This is a genomic window from Prosthecobacter sp. Pr1 (genome assembly GCF_057652315.1).
Genome location: NZ_JBYFBS010000005.1, coordinates 115,561 through 132,844 on the forward strand (window position 1 = coordinate 115,561; position 17,284 = coordinate 132,844).

14 protein-coding genes are annotated in these 17,284 nt (G+C 59.7%); 7 read left to right on the forward strand and 7 right to left on the reverse strand.

The window, feature by feature from the left end; genetic code table 11:
• Positions 1-25 precede the first annotated feature (25 nt).
• Entirely contained in the window at positions 26-1,189 is a 1,164-nt protein-coding gene (locus AC24GY_RS10110; protein WP_487682511.1) for a two-component system sensor histidine kinase NtrB, read from the reverse strand.
• 12 nt (positions 1,190-1,201) lie between these two features.
• Between AC24GY_RS10110 and cutA the strand changes: the two genes are divergently transcribed.
• Entirely contained in the window at positions 1,202-1,519 is a 318-nt protein-coding gene (cutA, locus tag AC24GY_RS10115; RefSeq protein ID WP_487682513.1) for a divalent-cation tolerance protein CutA, read from the forward strand.
• Between the two features lie 4 nt (positions 1,520-1,523).
• Here cutA and AC24GY_RS10120 read toward each other — a convergent pair whose 3' ends face one another.
• Together AC24GY_RS10120 and AC24GY_RS10125 are read right to left on the reverse strand one after the other, a co-directional pair.
• Complete coding sequence (locus tag AC24GY_RS10120; protein WP_487682515.1) at positions 1,524-1,979, reverse strand: hypothetical protein; 456 nt, start codon at positions 1,977-1,979, stop codon at positions 1,524-1,526.
• Between the two features lie 41 nt (positions 1,980-2,020).
• Positions 2,021-3,343 carry a glutamate--tRNA ligase gene (locus tag AC24GY_RS10125; protein WP_487682517.1) on the reverse strand — a complete coding sequence of 441 codons (1,323 nt, stop codon included), beginning with the start codon at positions 3,341-3,343 and terminating at the stop codon, positions 2,021-2,023.
• Positions 3,344-3,482: 139 nt separating this feature from the next.
• Here AC24GY_RS10125 and AC24GY_RS10130 point away from each other — a divergent pair, with 139 nt between their 5' ends.
• The 3 genes from AC24GY_RS10130 to AC24GY_RS10140 all read left to right on the forward strand — a co-directional run bounded on the left by AC24GY_RS10130 (position 3,483) and on the right by AC24GY_RS10140 (position 7,373).
• Positions 3,483-4,946 (forward strand): AsmA family protein, encoded by a 1,464-nt coding sequence (locus tag AC24GY_RS10130; RefSeq protein ID WP_487682519.1) that lies wholly within the window; start codon positions 3,483-3,485, stop codon positions 4,944-4,946.
• A gap of 556 nt (positions 4,947-5,502) precedes the next feature.
• A complete protein-coding gene (gene sppA / locus AC24GY_RS10135) occupies positions 5,503-6,537 on the forward strand; it encodes a signal peptide peptidase SppA (RefSeq protein ID WP_487682521.1) in 1,035 nt (344 codons plus the stop codon).
• 2 nt (positions 6,538-6,539) lie between these two features.
• On the forward strand, positions 6,540-7,373 hold the full coding sequence (locus AC24GY_RS10140; protein WP_487682523.1) for a CPBP family intramembrane glutamic endopeptidase: 834 nt from the start codon (positions 6,540-6,542) through the stop codon (positions 7,371-7,373).
• 457 nt (positions 7,374-7,830) lie between these two features.
• Here the strand turns inward: AC24GY_RS10140 and fabG are convergent, their stop codons facing one another.
• On the reverse strand, positions 7,831-8,577 hold the full coding sequence (fabG, locus tag AC24GY_RS10145) for a 3-oxoacyl-[acyl-carrier-protein] reductase (protein ID WP_487682525.1): 747 nt from the start codon (positions 8,575-8,577) through the stop codon (positions 7,831-7,833).
• Positions 8,578-8,659: 82 nt separating this feature from the next.
• On the opposite strand from fabG, the gene AC24GY_RS10150 reads away from it, so the two are divergent.
• Positions 8,660-9,643 (forward strand): endonuclease/exonuclease/phosphatase family protein, encoded by a 984-nt coding sequence (locus AC24GY_RS10150; RefSeq protein WP_487682527.1) that lies wholly within the window; start codon positions 8,660-8,662, stop codon positions 9,641-9,643.
• Positions 9,644-9,884: 241 nt separating this feature from the next.
• On the opposite strand, the gene AC24GY_RS10155 is transcribed toward AC24GY_RS10150, so the two are convergent.
• Complete coding sequence (locus AC24GY_RS10155) at positions 9,885-11,345, reverse strand: DUF1501 domain-containing protein (RefSeq protein WP_487682529.1); 1,461 nt, start codon at positions 11,343-11,345, stop codon at positions 9,885-9,887.
• Positions 11,346-11,412: 67 nt separating this feature from the next.
• Entirely contained in the window at positions 11,413-12,036 is a 624-nt protein-coding gene (locus AC24GY_RS10160; protein ID WP_487682531.1) for a hypothetical protein, read from the reverse strand.
• A gap of 225 nt (positions 12,037-12,261) precedes the next feature.
• On the opposite strand from AC24GY_RS10160, the gene AC24GY_RS10165 reads away from it, so the two are divergent.
• Together AC24GY_RS10165 and AC24GY_RS10170 are read left to right on the forward strand one after the other, a co-directional pair.
• A complete protein-coding gene (locus AC24GY_RS10165) occupies positions 12,262-13,545 on the forward strand; it encodes a sulfatase family protein (RefSeq protein WP_487682533.1) in 1,284 nt (427 codons plus the stop codon).
• Positions 13,546-13,757: 212 nt separating this feature from the next.
• Positions 13,758-14,456: a class I SAM-dependent methyltransferase gene (locus tag AC24GY_RS10170; protein WP_487682535.1), complete on the forward strand. Its 699-nt coding sequence runs from the start codon at positions 13,758-13,760 to the stop codon at positions 14,454-14,456.
• A gap of 185 nt (positions 14,457-14,641) precedes the next feature.
• On the opposite strand, the gene AC24GY_RS10175 is transcribed toward AC24GY_RS10170, so the two are convergent.
• Positions 14,642-16,993 carry a heavy metal translocating P-type ATPase metal-binding domain-containing protein gene (locus tag AC24GY_RS10175; protein WP_487682537.1) on the reverse strand — a complete coding sequence of 784 codons (2,352 nt, stop codon included), beginning with the start codon at positions 16,991-16,993 and terminating at the stop codon, positions 14,642-14,644.
• Positions 16,994-17,284: the final 291 nt, after the last annotated feature.

Genomic DNA, 17,284 nt, shown 5'->3' on the forward strand with positions numbered 1-17,284 from the left:
AGCCAGCCCACACTCAACCCTACGCCTACGTCTCGGCTTTTGCCCCCATATCCCGCCCAGACTCCAGCATCCGTACGCTCTTTTCCACCAGCGGCAGCCACAGGCTCACCCGGGTGCCCAGCCCCTCACGGCTCTCAATGTCGATCTCCCCGCCATGCTCACGGATGATTCGGCGCACAATCAGCAGCCCCAGGCCCGTGCCCGTGGTCCGGGTCGTGGAAAAGGGCTGGAAGAGCTTGCCCATCTGCTCCGCATTGATCCCCTTCCCCGTGTCCTCAAAGCTCAGGCGCACCTCGAAGTCCGTGAAGGTGCCGTTGATCGTCAGGGTTCCTCCATTGGGCATGGCCTGGCAGGCATTGCGGATGAGATTGTACACCGCCTGCTTCATCTGCCCCGCATCCAGCGGCATGGCCGGCAAATCAGAGCGCAGGTCCAGCTTCAGCTTCACCTTGCAGGCCTCGATCTCAGGCTGCAGAAAGCGCACGCACTCATCCAGTAGCTCGCGCAATTGCACGCGCTGCAGCTGCGGCTTCGTCGGCCGGATAGCCGCCAGAAACTGCCCGATGATAAAATCCAGCCTCTTGATCTCTCCCGTGGCCACATCCAGGTGCTCCCGCAGGCTGGCCCCCTTCGCCCCCATCTTCTTCAGGCGACGCTCCAGCAACTGCAGATGGATCGTCAAAGAATTGAGCGGATTCCCCAGTTCATGCGCCACCCCGGCAGCCAGCAGCGTGAAGGCATTCAGCCGCTCGCTTTCCAGCTGCTCCTCCGTGCGCTTGCGCGTCTCGGTCACATCACGGATCAGCATCACAAAACCCAGCGCCGAATCATCGTCGATGCTGGTGATGTAGAAATTCAGATACCGGTTCTCCGGGTAAAACACCTCCAGATCCCGGCTCACCACCGTGCCCGGCTTCAGCAGTTCATTCCAGTCCAGCCCCCGCACCCCCTGCGCCAGCCGCTGGCCAATCACCTGGTCCTGCTCCAGTCCAAAGAAAGTGCACGCCGCCCGGTTCACGTAACTGACCTTGCCCTCCGTATCCAGCAGGATCACCCCCTCCTGCAGCGCCTCGAAGACCTTCTCCTGAAACTTCTTCTCCCTCACCAGCTCCAGCACGATGCCCTGAACCTCCCCCGGTTCGAGGCGGTCCATGCGTTTGATAAGCTTGTCAATGAAGGCAGATCTCATAGGCTGGCGATTATGAACGACCTCCTGATCGTCTTTTGCACCTTCCCCGACATCGGGAAAGCCCGCGAGACTGGCACGGCACTGGTGGAATCGCAACTCGCCGCCTGCGTGAATCTCATCCCCGCCGTCGAATCCATCTACCGCTGGGAGGGCAAAGTCGAAACCTCCGCCGAAGTCCTCGCCATCTTCAAAACCACCCCCACCGCCTGGCCCCTATTCGAATCCCGCCTCCACGAACTCCACCCCTACGACGTCCCCGAAATCGTGGCGTTGAAACCAGATCAGGTGACGGAGGCCTATGCCCGCTGGGTGGGGTCCAGCCTTGTGTAAGATGTCACACCTGAATTGTTAGTCGGCCGTATTCTGTCGCCTTGGTTACGCGAAAACTCTGACGAAGCCCCTGTTTCATATACTCGCAGATTGGCTGTTCACCGGATTCGATAGCCCGGTGCAGATCATAATGTGATCCGCTTCGCAGCGGTTCATACACAACTGTGCTTGCCCCTGCTCCCAGCATGAGGGTCTGTAAAATTCCCGCGCCACCACCTCGATAGTAAAAGGTGTTCTCATTGACAGGAAGTTCTAGAGAACCAGCAATGCTTTGCAGCCGTCTCTTGAATTCATCTGGATCGCAAAAATGTTTGTTTTGGAAGACTCTGACCACAGCAGCTCTTGCTGATTCGGCCTCGATGTCTTCATAATGATTGACCATGATGGCCTCCCACTCAGCTGGAAGAAGTTCGTCTTCTGCAGCTTTGCGAATGTAACAAGCCATTTCTGAGCGTGTCATGGCTTCAGCAGAACAATCGATTATTCGCGAAGAAACACCAGTTAGGCCCCCAGCACCTCCGCCAACGCCCTCTCAATCCGCGCCAGCGTCTTCTCCTTCCCAATCAAATGCGCAATCGTCGTCACCCCCGGCCCGCGTGACTGCCCGCTCAACGCAAAGCGCAGCAGCGGCATCATCGCACCCGGCTTCACGCTCAGCGCCTTCGCTGCCGCTTCCACAGCATCATGCACGCCCTGCTCTGTCCACTCCGCAGCCTGGGCCAGTTGCTCAGCAGCAGCCTTCAGCAGACCCGCATTCTCAGGCTTGGCCTTGAGCTTCGTCACCACATCCGCCTCGAAAGGGTAGTCCTCGCGGAAGAAGTAATGCACCCACTCCGGCAGTTCGGTCAGCAGGCTCACCTTCTCGCGCACGCTGTGCACAGCAGCAGCAGCCATCGCATCATCGGTCCAAGCCAGCCCCTTGGCCGAGAGGAACGGACGTGCGTGCTGCAGCAACTCTTCCGGGCTCAGCTCACGCAGATACTGCGCGTTGAACCACAGCGCCTTCTTGAGATCAAACTTCGCGTTGCTGCTGTGAATGGCATCCGCATCAAACAGCGCCGTCAGCTCCTCGCGCGAGAGCTTTTCGCTCTCCGCCTTCGGCGTCCACCCCAGCATGCAGAGGTAGTTGAACACTGCCGCAGGCAGGAAACCCGCATTCATGTAGCTGTGTTCGATGGCGCTGCCTTCATCCCGCTTGCTCATCTTGCTGCCGTCCGGGTTCAGGATCAGCGGAATGTGCGCATAAGTCGGCGGCGTGGCACCAAAGGCATTGAAAAGATCAATGTGCTTCCAGGTGTTGGACAAATGATCCTCACCACGCAGCACGTGCGTCATCCGCATCTCGATGTCATCCACCACGTTCACAAAGTGGAAGATGTAGCTGCCATCCGGGCGGCGAATCGTCATGTCCGGCTCCTCCGTCGGAGCAAACGTCACATCTCCACAAACCAGGTCATGCACCGTGATCGCTGTGCGGCTGAATTTGAAACGCATCGCGCCATCCGCCTCGGCATACACGCGCCCCGCGTCCTCCAGCTTTTTGAAATAGGCGTCATAGATGTCCTTGCGCTGGCTTTGGAAATATGGGCCGCAGTCACCGCCCACTTCCGGGCCTTCGTCCCAGTCCAGCCCGAGCCAGCGCATGCCTTTGATAATGCCAGCAGCGGCTTCCGCCGTATTGCGCGCTCCGTCCGTGTCTTCCACCCGCAGGATGAAGGTGCCGCCGCTTTTGCGGGCCATGAGCCAGTTGAACAAAGCCGTGCGGGCGCCTCCGACGTGGAGATCACCGGTGGGGGAAGGAGCAAAGCGGACGCGAATGGACATAATTGGAAGGAAGTAGTGCGGGCAATCCTGCCCGCTCAGAACGAGTTAAAACAGGGGGTGTCGACAATAGCCGGAATTCGCCAATTCAAATTTCAAATCTCAAATTTCAAATCTCACAGGACTGATTATGCTCACCGGCATGAAGAAGATCACCCGCATCCTGCTCATCCTGTTCGGTCTCGGCGTGCTGCTCGCCGTGGCGGCCCCTCTGGGCGGCGTCTGGTGGCTGCGCCGCTATGTGAACCAGGAGCGCCTCACCCTTGAGACGGAAAAGAACATCAATGCCCGCGTCCAGCTCGATGAAGTCAACCTCTCCATCCTCTCCTGGCCGCCCAGCCTGCGCCTGTCAGGAATCAAAATCGGCCCGCGCGATCAATACGCCGGCACCCCCATCGCAGCCCGTCCGCCCATGCAGCACGCGCCGGTGAATATCGAAATGGCCTATCTGGAACTGGTCCCCGAAGGCCTGTGGCACCGCCATTTTTATCCGCGCGTCCTGCGCATCATCGGCCTGGACGTGACTGAAACCGTCAGCCCTCAAGACGGCAGCTCTCTGCAAAAGCTCTTTCAGCCACCTCCCGAGAAGCTCGCGCAAATGCAGCAGGAAGAAGTACCTCGCGCCATCCCAGTCCAATCACCGCCCGTGGCCGCCGTCCCTTCGCCCGGAGTGCCTGCACCCGCTTTGACCACTCCACCTGTCTCGGAGCAGCCCGCGCCTCCCCCGCCTGAGCCCAGCGCCGAACGTCTCTCCCTGCAGGAAATCAGCATCGAGCAGGCGCACTTCCGCGTCACCAATCAAGGCGTGGATTCACAGTTCAAAGCCGACATCAGCGACTTCAGCCTCGCACTCACCGACATCGACATCGACCCCGCAGACCTCACCGCACACAACCGACTCCACGTCCGCCTCGCCGCCAAGGCCTTGGTGGATGGCGTCGCCAAGATCGGCGGTCAGGTCCGTCAGGTGCGCTTTGCCGACATGACCCTCCACGGCGAAGGAGACGTCAATCCCGTGGATCCCGCCACACGCATGTGGTCCCCTGCGGCGGATCTGAACCTCATCATCGATCGCGGTTCCTCCATCGGCGGAAACATGACCATCGGCGAGACCGCCGGCCAGCATCTGGACAAGCTCATGAAGTACGGCATCGACCTCAGCGCCGTCCGCATCGGCGGCATGCTCGCGCAGGACGTCCACGCCCACATCCTCTACCGCGAGCAATCCATGCGCTTCTTGGAAGACACCCAGTTTGCGCTCCCCGACTACGAGTACACCATCAAGCGTGACTCCTGGATGGACTTCGCCAAAGACCAGCAGGGCATGCTCACCCGCCTCTCCTGTGGAGAGGCGATGAAGCAAAGCCTCATGCAGGGCATCGCCAGCCGCGGCATCAATCGCACCATCTCAAAGCTCATCGTAGAGGGCCTCTCCGACAGCCGCGGTCGCCTAACCTTCGACCTCACCATCACCGGCTCACTCTCCCACCCCGAGGTCAAACCCGACCTCCAGGTGAAACTCGAAAACCTGCTGGGCAATGACATCGAAGACAAAGCCAAGGACTTGATCAACACCTTCAAAGGCCTCAAAGGTCTGTTCAAATAACGCATCGACGGCAACTGCCAGTGGTTTGATTCTGCCAATATTCCACACTTCCGTAAGAGGAGTGAGATTCGGCATCAATGTTTGGCACGAGTACTACTAGGCCGTGTTTGAAAACCATGGCTACGCTGGCGCTTTGCGTTTTGGAGTGCGCCGGTCCTCCGGCGCTTTCGAGTGCCTCATGGCATGCGTAAAGCTCGAGAGGGCTGACGCTGTCGCGATCTCCGCAATGCTGTAACCTGACTCAACGCCGTGGTTTTCAAACACCGCCTAGTATAAGGCAGTGTTTTTCGCTCTGTAGCCGCCGCCTCTCAGCACCAAAGGTGCGACCTACCGCAGCCCAGGGCATGCCGAGCGTCAGCGAGGCCGCCCTGGGTCCATTCCCATCTTATCGGGAAGCAAACCCACCGCATTCTTCCCACGCCGCGCCCACCAGCAGCGTCTTTCAACGCCGCATCGTCGCGGTCTGTGCGTCTAACTTCAAAACCCACAAACAGCGCCCTTAACTGAGCGCCATTCATACTTGGCAAGTCATCACACGCCGCTTAGCATCCCCTATATGAGCAATAAATCTTATGGATGCCTGATTGCCCTGCTGCTGCTCGGACTCATTGTGAGTCTCGGCCTGAATGTGGGCCAGTTCCTCGGCAAGCTGGACCTCGATGTCGGCGCTGACGCCGGTTTTTCAACCGCACGGCCCAAGCGCCATCTGCATGAATCCACCGTCGAGTCCCCCAAGCAGTCCTCGCGCGACAAGATCGTCCACATCGACCTCGAAGGTGTCATTTCATCCATGACCATGAGCGGTCTTTTTGCCGAAGCCATGCCCAGCGTGGAGTCCATCAAAAACTCACTGGAGCAGGCCGTGGCGGACACCAACGTGAAAGCCATCGTGCTGCGCGTGAACTCCCCCGGCGGCGAGGTCACCGCCTCAGACATCATCTACAATGCGGTGAAGAAAGCCGCCAAGGTCAAGCCGGTCGTCGTCTACATGGATTCGATGGCGGCCTCGGGCGGCTACTACGTGGCCTGCGGTGCCACCAAAATCGTGGCCAGCGAAACCACCCTGACCGCCAGCATCGGCGTGATCATTGAGACCATGAACTACAGCGAACTGTTTGGCAAAGTGGGCCTGTCCATGACCGCCTTCACCAGCGGCGCCTTCAAGGACTCGCTCAGCGGCGCGCGCCCCATGCGTGAAGATGAAAAGGCCTACGTGCAGAATCTGGTGATGCAGATGTACGACCGCTTCCTCGGCATCGTCTCCGAGGCACGCGGCGTGCCGAAAGAGCAGCTCAAGAGCACCGTGGCCGACGGCCGCGTGGTGACAGGTCGTGAAGCCCTCGCCGCCAAACTGGTGGATCAAATCGGTTATGTGGAGGATGCCTACGCCCTCGCTCGAACCCTCGGCAAAGCCGCTGATGCTGGCGTCGTGAAGTATCGTCATGACGTCAGTTTCTTTGACGTGTTCGGCGCGGCCTCCGCCAAAGCGGGCGCTCAACCTGCCAAGGTGCAGCTGGATCTGAGCAGCGGCCTGCTGCCAAAGCTGCTGCCAGGCGTCCCCTATTACCTTCCCCCGAGCTTCGCCCACTGATCATGCTGGATGTGCATTCATTCGGGGTCCTGCACGATCTGTCCGTCTTTGTCAGCATCGCCACCGCCATGGCGCTGGTCAGTTACTGGCTGCTTCGGCACGCGCGTCCAGAAGTCTCCTGGAACCATGAAGGCTCCGTGCTCTCTCGTCCCTACGGCGCGCCGGATTTGCTGGTGCTGGCCGGGATAGGCCTGCTTTTCATCCTCTCCATGCAGCCCCATGAGTCGGGCCAGTCCGGAGGAGATACGGTCAACGACGGCAGCCTGGTTCTCGGCATGGTGTTCCATCTCACCGTCTGCGCAGGACTTCTGCTCTACCTCTTTCAGGTGCGCGGCCTGAATCCAGCCGAACTCTTTGGCCTGCAGAATCTGCACTGGCGCTCGCTGGCGGTGACGCTGGGAATCTTCACCATCATCATCTTGATCTCCGTGAATGTGGTTTCGGCCATCACTGTGACCTGGCTGCAGAACTTCTGGACCGACCTCGAGCCCCAGGAAACCGTCAAAGCCTTCCAGAAATCAGACGGCATCGGCTTCAAATTCCTCGTGATCTTCCTGGCCGTGGTGATTGCCCCCCTGGCAGAGGAGACCCTGTTTCGCGGCTTCGTCTATGGCGTGCTCAAACGCTACACCGATGCCCCATTCGCGGCGCTGAGTTCTTCCCTGATGTTCGCCATCATCCACATGCACGTAGGCAGCCTGCTGCCCCTGTGGATGCTCGCAGTGCTCTTCTGCCTCGCCTACGAAATCACCGGCTGCCTCCTGGTGCCGATGCTGCTTCACTCCATCTTCAATTCCGTGAGCATCCTGGCGATGATCTTTGGAGACAAGACCTAGAACCCACCTTCTGGAAGCCACAGCTATTTTCGAAAACGCATTTCCGAACAAAGTCCCCTGAATCGATCCGTCGATTGGATGACTATAGAGACTTGCGCGATCGACTGACATCCTTGTCTTGAAGGCCAACGGCCTTCCGTATTTCAGCCCAGGGGTGCCGAGCTCTAGCGAGTGCTCCCCTGGGTTCCGGCAACCAGCCTGGGAAGCAAACCCAGCACTCCGCCACACTTTAATCTCACCAGCAGCGTCTGCAATAAGCCCCGCCGCGAGTTTGCAGCCTTCAAGCACTAGGAGCCGTACCCTCTCAAAATTCGTGGAACCGCGTATCGGTGACACAAAACGCCGCTATGTCCAAGCGTGACAACGTAAGCGTCAAAGCAGGTTGTCCAACACCGCCAAGACACTTGATGCTAGATTCTGAAATCTAGCATCAAGGATCCAGCATCCAGCTACCAGATCACATCACCATCCCACCATCCACGGCCAGCACCTGTCCCGTGATATAACGGGCCGCTGGGCTGGCAAGGAAAAGAACGGCTTCAGCAATGTCTTCACCTGCGCCGAGATCACCAAGCGGGATCTTCTTCAAAATCTCACCCTTCACGGCATCATTAAGCACATGCGTCATGTCCGTGGCGATGAACCCAGGGCAGATGCAGTTCGCCGTAACACCACGACCTGCAAACTCACGCGCCAGGGACTTCGTGAATCCGATGAGGCCCGCCTTGCTCGCCGCGTAGTTCGCCTGCCCCGCATTGCCGATCAAGCCGATCACAGAACTGATGTTGATGATGCGCGCGCCTTTTTGCTTCAGGATGCTGCGCTGAAACGCCTTCACCATGTTGAAAGCGCCCTTCAAATTGGTGTCCAGCACCACGTCCCAGTCTTCCTCGCTCATGCGCAGCAGCAGCCCGTCCTTGGTAACACCCGCGTTGTTCACCAGAATGTCCACGTGATCATAGTCCGCCAGGATCTGCTTGCCCACTTCGGCGCAGGCCGCCCCATCGGCCACATCCAGTGCATAAGCCTTAGCAGCATCGGGATAGGTGGTGTTGATGGCATCCGCAGCGCTTTGCGCATTGGCCAGTGTACGGCTGACGACGGCCACTTTCGCGCCCTCGGCGGCAAAGGTTTCGGCGATGGCTTTGCCAATGCCGCGTCCGGCACCGGTGACGACTGCGATCTTATCTTGAAGTTTACCCATGCCTTCATCCATGAACGGCATGCTTCAGCGTGCAAGAAGAAGGTGCATCGACACCCCGCATGCGTAGGGTCCTGCATTGCCGATGAGTGACGACGCGCCGCCAGCCGACAAACCTATCCCTGTAAAAAAAGCCGTCTCACTGGGCGGGCTTTGTGATGTCATCGTCTTTTTGGCCCTCCCCTGCACCTGGCTCGGCAGCCTGGGCCGCTATGGCTGGGTTTTCGATCTCCTTTCACACTTCCGGCTTCAATACGTTATCGTCTGCGCCCTCGTGGTGATCTACGCGCTGATTCGTCGTCGCACCTGGCTGGTGCTCATCTCACTGATCTCCCTGCTCTGGAACGCCCAAATAATTGAAGCCTTCCACCAAACGGCCGAGGTGGCAGATACGCCCCATGAGAAGGCACTGCGCGTCATGACCTTCAATGTCCTGACGCAAAACAAAAACCAGACCTCAGCCGTCAGCCATGTGATGCAGACAGACGCGGACATCGTCTGCTTGCTGGAGGTCGATGACTCCTGGCGCGCATCCTTGGAGCAGCTTCGCATCAAATACCCGCATCACTTGGAAGAACTGAGCGACGGCCATTTCGGCATCGCCTGCTACACGCGGCTGCCCCTGAAAAGCTCCGAAGTTCGCCGCTTCTCCATCTGGCGGCTGCCCACTCTCGTGCTCAATCTCGATCACCTTGGCAGACCTCTCACCTTCATTGGCACCCATGCCATCCCGCCGACGAGCGGCCAGCGGGCGCATGAATGGCGCGATCAGTTGTCAGGCATCGCCACTCTCGTCGCTGGCCTCACCGGCGAAGTCATCGTGGCAGGTGATCTCAACACCACGCCTTGGTGCGAGGGCATGCGCCTGCTGCGCGAAAAGGGCGGCCTGGACTTCCGCTCCGTCGATCCCGTCTGGCCACCCACCTGGGGTCTAAACCTGCCCATGATGATCCCCATCGACCACGTCCTCGTAAAACGCGGCCTGACCATCCAAAAGCGCACTCTCGGCCCCGAAACAGGCTCCGACCACCGCTCCGTGACGGTGGAAATTGTGCGAAGCGCGCCATAGCTCACGCGTACGCAGAGCGTCTTGGAGTGCGGCGGCAAGCCTAGGCGCGACGCCGCTTTCGCAGGCAGGACGGCGGACTGAGTACACAAGGACATTCAACACATCGCGAAGGCCCTGTCGTTCGGTCACTTCAACAATCAAAAATCGATGGCTCGACAATCGTCAATCCTTCAGGCTGCAGAGCGCAGTGGTTCCACGTGATAGACGATTGAGGAACAAGGATTGCGTTTCGAAGTTCACCTCACGCCAGCACCGCCTTCACCGGACTGTGCTCCTCCACTCCCGTAAGCCGCTGATCCAGCCCTTGGAATTTGAAGCTAAACTTGCGGTGATCAATGCCCATAAGGTGGAGAATCGTGGCATTCAGATCATTGATGTGCACGGGATCTTTGACCACGTTGTAGCTGAAGTCGTCCGTCTCCCCGTGCTCCACACCGCCTTTGATGCCACCACCTGCCATCCACATGGTAAAGCAGCGCGGATGGTGATCACGTCCATAGTTTTCCTTCGTCAGCGTGCCCTGTGAATAGACCGTACGCCCAAACTCCCCGCCCCAAACCACCAGCGTGTCCTGCAGCAGCCCGCGCTGTTTCAAATCCATGATCAGCGCCGCACAGGCACGCTCGGTGTCCTCCACCTGACCACGCAGCAGCTTCGGCAGATTACTATGCTGATCCCACCCGCGATGCAGAATCTGCACCACCCGCGTGCCGCGCTCGATGAGCCGCCGTGCCATGATGGCGCTGTGCGTAAAGCTGCCGCTGCGGTTCACATCGTCCCCATACATCTCCAGCGTCGCCTTGCTCTCTTTGCTGAGATCCGTCAGCTCAGGCACACTCGTCTGCATGCGGAAGGCCATCTCATACTGGGCGATGCGCGTCTGGATCTCCGGATCCCCAATGCGGGCGTGGTTGATGTTATTGAGCCTGTTCAGCGCGTCCAGCATCGTCCGCCTGTCACTGCCATCCACCCCCGGCGGATTCTTCACATACAGCACCGGATCCCCCTGCCCCCGCAGCGCCACACCCGTATACTTCGTGGGCAGGAAACCACTGCTCCACATCCGCGTAAACAATGCCTGCGCCTGACTCGCCGCAGGGAAGGTCGGCGTAAACACCACAAACGACGGCAGATCATTGCTCTCGCTGCCCAGCCCGTATCCAAGCCAGCTACCAATGCTCGGCTTGCCCGGCACCTCGCTGCCCGTCATGACAAACGTGCAGGCCGGATCATGATTGATAGCCGTGGTGCTCACGCTCTTGATCACCGCGATCTCATCCACGATCTTCGCCGTGTGCGGCAGCAGCTCGCTCACAAACCGCCCGCACTGCCCGTGCTGCGTAAACTTGAACATGCTCGGCGCCACCGGAAACCGCGCCTGACCGCTCGTCATCGTCGTGATGCGCTGCCCGTTGCGGATGCTGTCCGGCAAATCCTTGTCAAAATGCTGCTGCAGCTGCGGCTTGTGATCCCACAGATCCAGCTGCGAAGGCGCACCATTCATGTGCAGGTAGATCAGCCGCTTCGCCTTCGGCGCAAAATGCGGCAGCCCGGGCAGCGCCGGTTGCACGAGGCTGGAGGCACCGCTCGCAAACTGCTCACCCATCATGCCCGCCAGCGCCACGCCACCCAGACGCAAGCCAGTCTGGCCAAAAAACTGCCGGCGGGTCTGGCTGCGATGATATTCAAGGAAAGGATCCATGTCGAAAGAACGCAGGCAGAAGGCACAGGCTTGCGTCGGACCGAAAAATGAAAAACCTCCCGTCAACTCACCGAAACAGCTTCTTCTCCGCCACCGGCCCGTTCACCAGCACACGACGCTTCGCAAAATCCAAAATCATGATCGCATCCGGCTTCGCCCCCTTGATGTGCTGCTGCCCGGACTGCACCGTCGGGTCCCCCTCCAGCACCACCTCCGAAGATGAACTGCGAAAATGAATCCGCTGCGCGATGCCAAAGAACGTGCCGTCCTTCGTGATCACGGTGATTTTGCTCCACTTGTCGGCACGCGCCAGACGCGGCCACATCTGCTTGTCCGCCTTCACATAAACAAGGTCCTCCCCCTGCAGCAGCACAAAAGGAAATTCATTCACCGCCAGCTGACGCCGTGTGTCGTCGATCGACCCCAGCTTGTCATCCGAAGTGGATCCCGCCGCAATCGCCAGCAGCGAAGTCACCATCCCCATCAGATCCCCCGCCTTGCCCGTCAGCCCCGAGCTCGGTCTCTTGGCCTTCGGCGATCCCTTCGGCAGCTCCTCGTCGCGTATAAAAAGACTGCGCGGGATAGCTTTGCCCCCCTGCACTTCCAGCATGGGTCCCGGAAGAGCGGCCCACTGCTTCAGATCCGGAAACGGCAGATAGTCCAGCGGCTCCGAGGTCAGCGGGTTCGACATGCTGTGCATGGCTCTGTAGGCAAACGAGCCCACGTGCATTTTGCAGGAGGTAAGTGAAAAAAGGCAGATGCTGAGCGCCGGCACCACGCGCCGAAAGCGTTTCCGAATCATCCCGCTAGGCTGCCGTTCCGGCGCGCATGCGCAAGTCTGGATTGCCTTCTTCCTGCAATTGCGGTCCGATTTGCACGGCAAGATGCCCCGCAGACCCATCGTTCCCATCCGCCCATGATCCGCCGCCTTCTCCTCTCGCTGCTCGCCCTGCCCTGCCTGCTCACCGCCGCCGATGCACCACCAAACATCGTCATGATCATTTCGGACGATCATTTGTACAGCGACTACGGCTTCATGGGCCACAAAACCATCCAGACGCCAAATCTGGACCGCCTTGCCGCAGAGAGCCTTACCTTCACCCGCGGCTACGTCCCCTGCACCCTCTGCTGCCCCAGCCTCGCCTCGCTGATCACCGGCCTCTATCCCCATCAGCACAAAGTCACCAGCAACGATCCCCCCATCCCCGTCGGCATGAAGCCGCGCGAGTTTCAAACCAGCCCGCAGTTTGACGCCGGTCGCGAAGTGATCAGCAAGCACCTCGAAGAAGCCGGCACGCTGCCCACCATGCTCAAGCAGAAAGGCTACCTCAGCCTGCAAACCGGCAAGTGGTGGCAGAAGAGCTACGAGCGCGGCGGCTTCACCCATGGCATGACCCACGGCGGCCGCCATGGAGATGCCGGCCTCGACATCGGCCGCAAGACCATGCAGCCCATCTATGACTTCATCAGCGAAGCCAAAAAGCAGCAAAAGCCCTTCTTCGTTTGGTATGCCCCCATGATGCCTCACGATCCCCACACGCCGCCGCAGCGCCTGTTGGAAAAATACAAGGACAAAGCCCCCAGCGAGCATGTGGCCAAATACTGGGCCATGGTGGACTGGTTCGACGAAACCTGCGGCGAACTCATCAAGCACATCGACGACAATGGCATGAAGGAAAACACCATCTTCGTCTATCTCAGCGACAACGGCTGGATCACCAATCCCAAGACCGGACGCTACGCTGACAAGTCGAAACAAAGCCAGTACGATGGCGGCCTGCGCACCCCCATCATGATCCGCTGGTCCGGCCACGTGCAGCCAAAAATGTCCGGAGACCTCGCACAATCCATCGACCTCGTGCCCACCCTGCTCAAAGCCGTCGGCATCGCGCCCACCAAGACCTTCCCCGGCATCGACCTCCTCGACACCTCCTCCGTCAGCGCCCGCAAAACCATCTACGGCGAATGCTTCACCCACAACTTCGTCGATCTCAACGTCCCCGCCGCCAGCCTGCGCTGGCGCTGGATCATCAACGGCTACGACAAGCTCATCGTCCCCGACAAAACCAACCAGCCAAAGGACGTCGTGGAGTTGTATGATTTGAAAGCCGACCCCACCGAAGAGAAAAACCTCGCAGCCGAAAACGCAGACAAAGTGAAAGCACTGACCGCAAAGCTGGACGCATGGTGGAAGCCATGAAGTACGACAGACACTCCTGTCTGTCGGCCAGCGCCCACGCCCTCCATAAGCAGCCTCACGTTACAGCTCCGGCAACGTCTCGCTTTCATTCCGGCATCCACAGACCAATGTGTCCGTAATGCTCCCGTGAAATAACCTCTCGCTCCCCTTCCCCGGATCGACAGATTCACGGGCTCCCCCTGACCGCCGAGTTGGCAGTCCCGGCCGACCTCATGCCCACTCGTTTCTACCCACCTCCCGGCACGACTCCCCCCATCGAGTCCGACACCGAATTCCTGACCGCATTCAGAGATCACGAATTCGACCAGCACTATCCCGAGCACATTCGCGAACAATCCGCCTGTCACTGGACCCCCATGGATGTCTGCCAGATGGCCGCGCAAATGCTCGTCGAGAAGCCCGGCACCCGCGTGCTGGACATCGGCTGCGGCCCCGGAAAATTCTGCGCCGTCGGTGCCACCACCACCCTCGGCCACTTCACCGGCGTGGAGCAGCGCAGTCGGCTCGTCAAAGCCGCACGCGATCTCCTGGAGCGCCTCCGCATCACTCGGGCTGAAATCGTTCACGGCAATATCACCACCGTCCCCTTTGCCCCCTTCGATGCCTTCTATCTCTTCAACCCCTTCGAGGAAAACATCCTCCCCATGCTGCGCATCGACCACGATGTGGAAATGGAGTCACGCCTCTACGACGACTACACCCTCCACGTGCAGCAGCAGCTGGAGCTAAAACCCCTCGGCACACGCATCGTCACCTACTACGGCAGCTGCGCCGAAGTCCCCGAATGCTACACCTGCATCAAAACAGCCTACGACGGCACATTGAAACTCTGGCTAAAAACACGCTCACACCTCGAAGACACAGAGGATGATGCGCCACCTGCCCCATGTCGCTTCCCACATCTCATCTAGGCGCGTTTAAAATCATGCAGTGTCCCCACTTCCAAGGCGGCCAAAGCCGTTCTCCCTCTCCCCGCCCCTGCGCCACGACAACAACATCTATTTTTCTTCGGGGAGAGGGCCGGGGTGAGGGGCCCAAAAAAACTTCGCCAGCTTGGGGTTCAGGCTTCAATAGCGCTACACATCCAACAAATCACTCAACACGCCGTCACACAAGGAACCCCACCCGCCACATCCGGCTCCACATACTTCCTCACCCCAGCGTTCCCACCACGCCGAAACACCAGCGCCACCAGCGACAGCGTCGCCAAAGAACTCAGCGGCATCAGAATCGCAGCCAGCAGCGGACTCAGATGCCCCATCAGTCCCACGATCACCGTGACAATATTATAAGTCACCGAAAACCCAAAGACCGCATGCACCGCACGACGGTGCGTCGCGGCGATGTCCAGCAGGCTGCTCATGAAGCGCATGCTGTGCCCCAGGAAATAGAAGTCCGCCTTGTGCTCCAGAAAGCTGCGCCCCGTCACCGGACTGCCCGCACACGCAGCCGCATCAAACGCCAGGCTGTCATTCGCGCCATCCCCGATATACAGCGTGCCCTGCGGCTCATGGCCGGAGATCCACGCCGCCTTTTCGTCCGGTGTCAGGCTGTGCTGCCATTGCTCCGGCTGCAGATGCAGTTGCTGGGCGATCGCCGCCACCTTGGCCTCGCGGTCACCGCTGAGGATGCTCACTCGCAGCCCACGTGCCTGCAGCGCCTCCACCTGCGCCAGAGATTCCGCACGCAGCGCATCACGAAAACGGAAGGCGCAGAGCGTCACTCCATCCCGTGTGAAGATCGCATCTGCACTCGAATCCTGCGGCCGTGAGATCGCCCACACCGCGCCCTCATGCTCGCAGCGCAGCCCCTGTCCCGGTTCCTCCCAGACTTCGTCATCCAGGTTTTTGCTGTGCATGCCGCCCAGGGCATCAAACAGGCTGCGGCTCACCGGGTGCAGGTTGCCGCTGGTCAGATGGCGCAGCATCTGGCGGGATTGGTCATCCAGTTCATCCAGCACCGCAGGATTCATCAGCATCGGATTCTCCAGCGTCAGCGTCCCCGTTTTATCAAACACCACCTGACGCAAACGCGTAAGCTTCTTCCACAGACCCAGCGTGCGCACAAAGACGCCCTGATCTGCCGCACGGCTTGCAGCGATGTCATCCGCCAGCGGTGCTGCCACGCCGAGGGCACATGGGCAGGAGACAACGAACACGGAAATCATCACCTGCAGCCCCCGCGCCCATTCGCCCGTATGCCACCACCACCAAAGTCCGCCGACCACACCCGCGAGCACCACCACCACCAAATATCCGCGCAGCAGTTTTTCCAGTCGCAGATCCCTGTGATCCCCTCCACGGCGTGCATCCAGCAGCTTGTGCAGCGTTGATTCACTCCAAGATTCCAGAGCCACCGCATTCAGCGCACGCGTGCCCGCGTTCAGCGCACCCGATGGAAGAAGCTGGCCGCTGCTTCGCGTGCAGGAGTCGCTCTCACCGCTGATCCACTCCAGGCTGATGCTCGCATGCTCATCGGTCAGTTTCGCGGCCACCGGCACCGCCTGCCCGGGTTTCACGGTGAAGGTCGCGCCTGCTTGCAAAGATTCCAGCATCTCCGCCTCAGGAATGGAGGGGTCACGCAGCAGCCTGCGGCGGTTTCTCGCCACCGCCATCTGCTGCACCAACCTGCCGCCCAGCATCAGAAAGATGAACATCGCCACAAAGTCGAAGTACTTCAGCCCCGGCTCCCCGCTCATCCAGCCGATGAGTGACCCCAAATAGGCGGCCAGAATGCCGAGCGTGATCGGAGTATCAATGTGCAGCACCCCCGCACGCAGCGCATGCCACGCACGCTGCGCGAAGTAGCTTCCACCCACCAGCAGCGACAGTGTCGCGGAGGCCGCTGCCACCAGATCAAACCAGTGTGCGAATGGAAAGTCCGCTGGCATGCCAAAGTACGCAGGCAGGGAGAAGGCCATCGCATTCATCGCAAAGGCACCGCACACACCAGTGCGGCGCTCCAGGCCGTTGTCACGGGTCTGCCCACCGTCGGCACGCTGCATGCCCAGCAGATAGCCAAAGCGCTGCAGCTCTCGCGCAAACTCCACCGGCTGAAATTTCCCCGGCTGCCACGCCATGCGCAGTTCACCACTGGAGATGTCCACATTGATTTGCGTGCCGCCCAGTTTGGCAAACACCCGCTCGATCAGCCAGATGCACGCCATGCAGGAGAGCCCCTGCACAGACACGCTCAGTTCAGCGGCCACATCCTCACTCACCCGCGTGCCTTCTGCAGCCAGCGTGGCGGTTTCCAGCCAGCCATAGTCCTGCTGCCGCATGGCCTGCGCAGGCACGGGCGGCAGGTTCAGTCCGGACTTGAGATCATAAAAATGTTCCAGCCCATTTTGCTGCAGCATGTCATGCACAGACCGGCAGCCCGCGCAGCAAAAGCCGTCGCTTCGGGTGTTGGGGACCGGTGTCCCGCAATGCTGGCATGTTGTATTCATAAACAGTAGATCTTGGCAGCATGATTAGACAGGCTGTGTTTGAAAGCCGTACGAGCGATCCAAAGCCAAGGTGTCGGGGTCTCCTGCCCCCGATGCAGCACGTTGCCCCTTCCTAAACAGGCACTACCATCATTCGCCATTCCTCTCCGCCACACTTCAGTCCCAACGGGACTGCGTATCATAGCGAAGGGGTGCCGAGCCTTGGCGAGGCTCCCCTGGTAAATATGCGTTAATGACCGGGAAGCAAACCCACCACTCCGCCTCACCCCATGCTCACCAGCAGCGTCTGCA

Bases quoted from the DNA above. Each gene is read 5' to 3' on its own strand.
- AC24GY_RS10110 (WP_487682511.1), bottom strand. From the start codon at position 1,189: ATGAGATCTGCCTTCATTGACAAGCTTATCAAACGCATGGACCGCCTC.
- cutA (WP_487682513.1), top strand. From the start codon at position 1,202: ATGAACGACCTCCTGATCGTCTTTTGCACCTTCCCCGACATCGGGAAA.
- AC24GY_RS10120 (WP_487682515.1), bottom strand. From the start codon at position 1,979: ATGACACGCTCAGAAATGGCTTGTTACATTCGCAAAGCTGCAGAAGAC.
- AC24GY_RS10125 (WP_487682517.1), bottom strand. From the start codon at position 3,343: ATGTCCATTCGCGTCCGCTTTGCTCCTTCCCCCACCGGTGATCTCCAC.
- AC24GY_RS10130 (WP_487682519.1), top strand. From the start codon at position 3,483: ATGAAGAAGATCACCCGCATCCTGCTCATCCTGTTCGGTCTCGGCGTG.
- sppA (WP_487682521.1), top strand. From the start codon at position 5,503: ATGAGCAATAAATCTTATGGATGCCTGATTGCCCTGCTGCTGCTCGGA.
- AC24GY_RS10140 (WP_487682523.1), top strand. From the start codon at position 6,540: ATGCTGGATGTGCATTCATTCGGGGTCCTGCACGATCTGTCCGTCTTT.
- fabG (WP_487682525.1), bottom strand. From the start codon at position 8,577: ATGGGTAAACTTCAAGATAAGATCGCAGTCGTCACCGGTGCCGGACGC.
- AC24GY_RS10150 (WP_487682527.1), top strand. From the start codon at position 8,660: ATGAGTGACGACGCGCCGCCAGCCGACAAACCTATCCCTGTAAAAAAA.
- AC24GY_RS10155 (WP_487682529.1), bottom strand. From the start codon at position 11,345: ATGGATCCTTTCCTTGAATATCATCGCAGCCAGACCCGCCGGCAGTTT.
- AC24GY_RS10160 (WP_487682531.1), bottom strand. From the start codon at position 12,036: ATGTCGAACCCGCTGACCTCGGAGCCGCTGGACTATCTGCCGTTTCCG.
- AC24GY_RS10165 (WP_487682533.1), top strand. From the start codon at position 12,262: ATGATCCGCCGCCTTCTCCTCTCGCTGCTCGCCCTGCCCTGCCTGCTC.
- AC24GY_RS10170 (WP_487682535.1), top strand. From the start codon at position 13,758: ATGCCCACTCGTTTCTACCCACCTCCCGGCACGACTCCCCCCATCGAG.
- AC24GY_RS10175 (WP_487682537.1), bottom strand. From the start codon at position 16,993: ATGAATACAACATGCCAGCATTGCGGGACACCGGTCCCCAACACCCGA.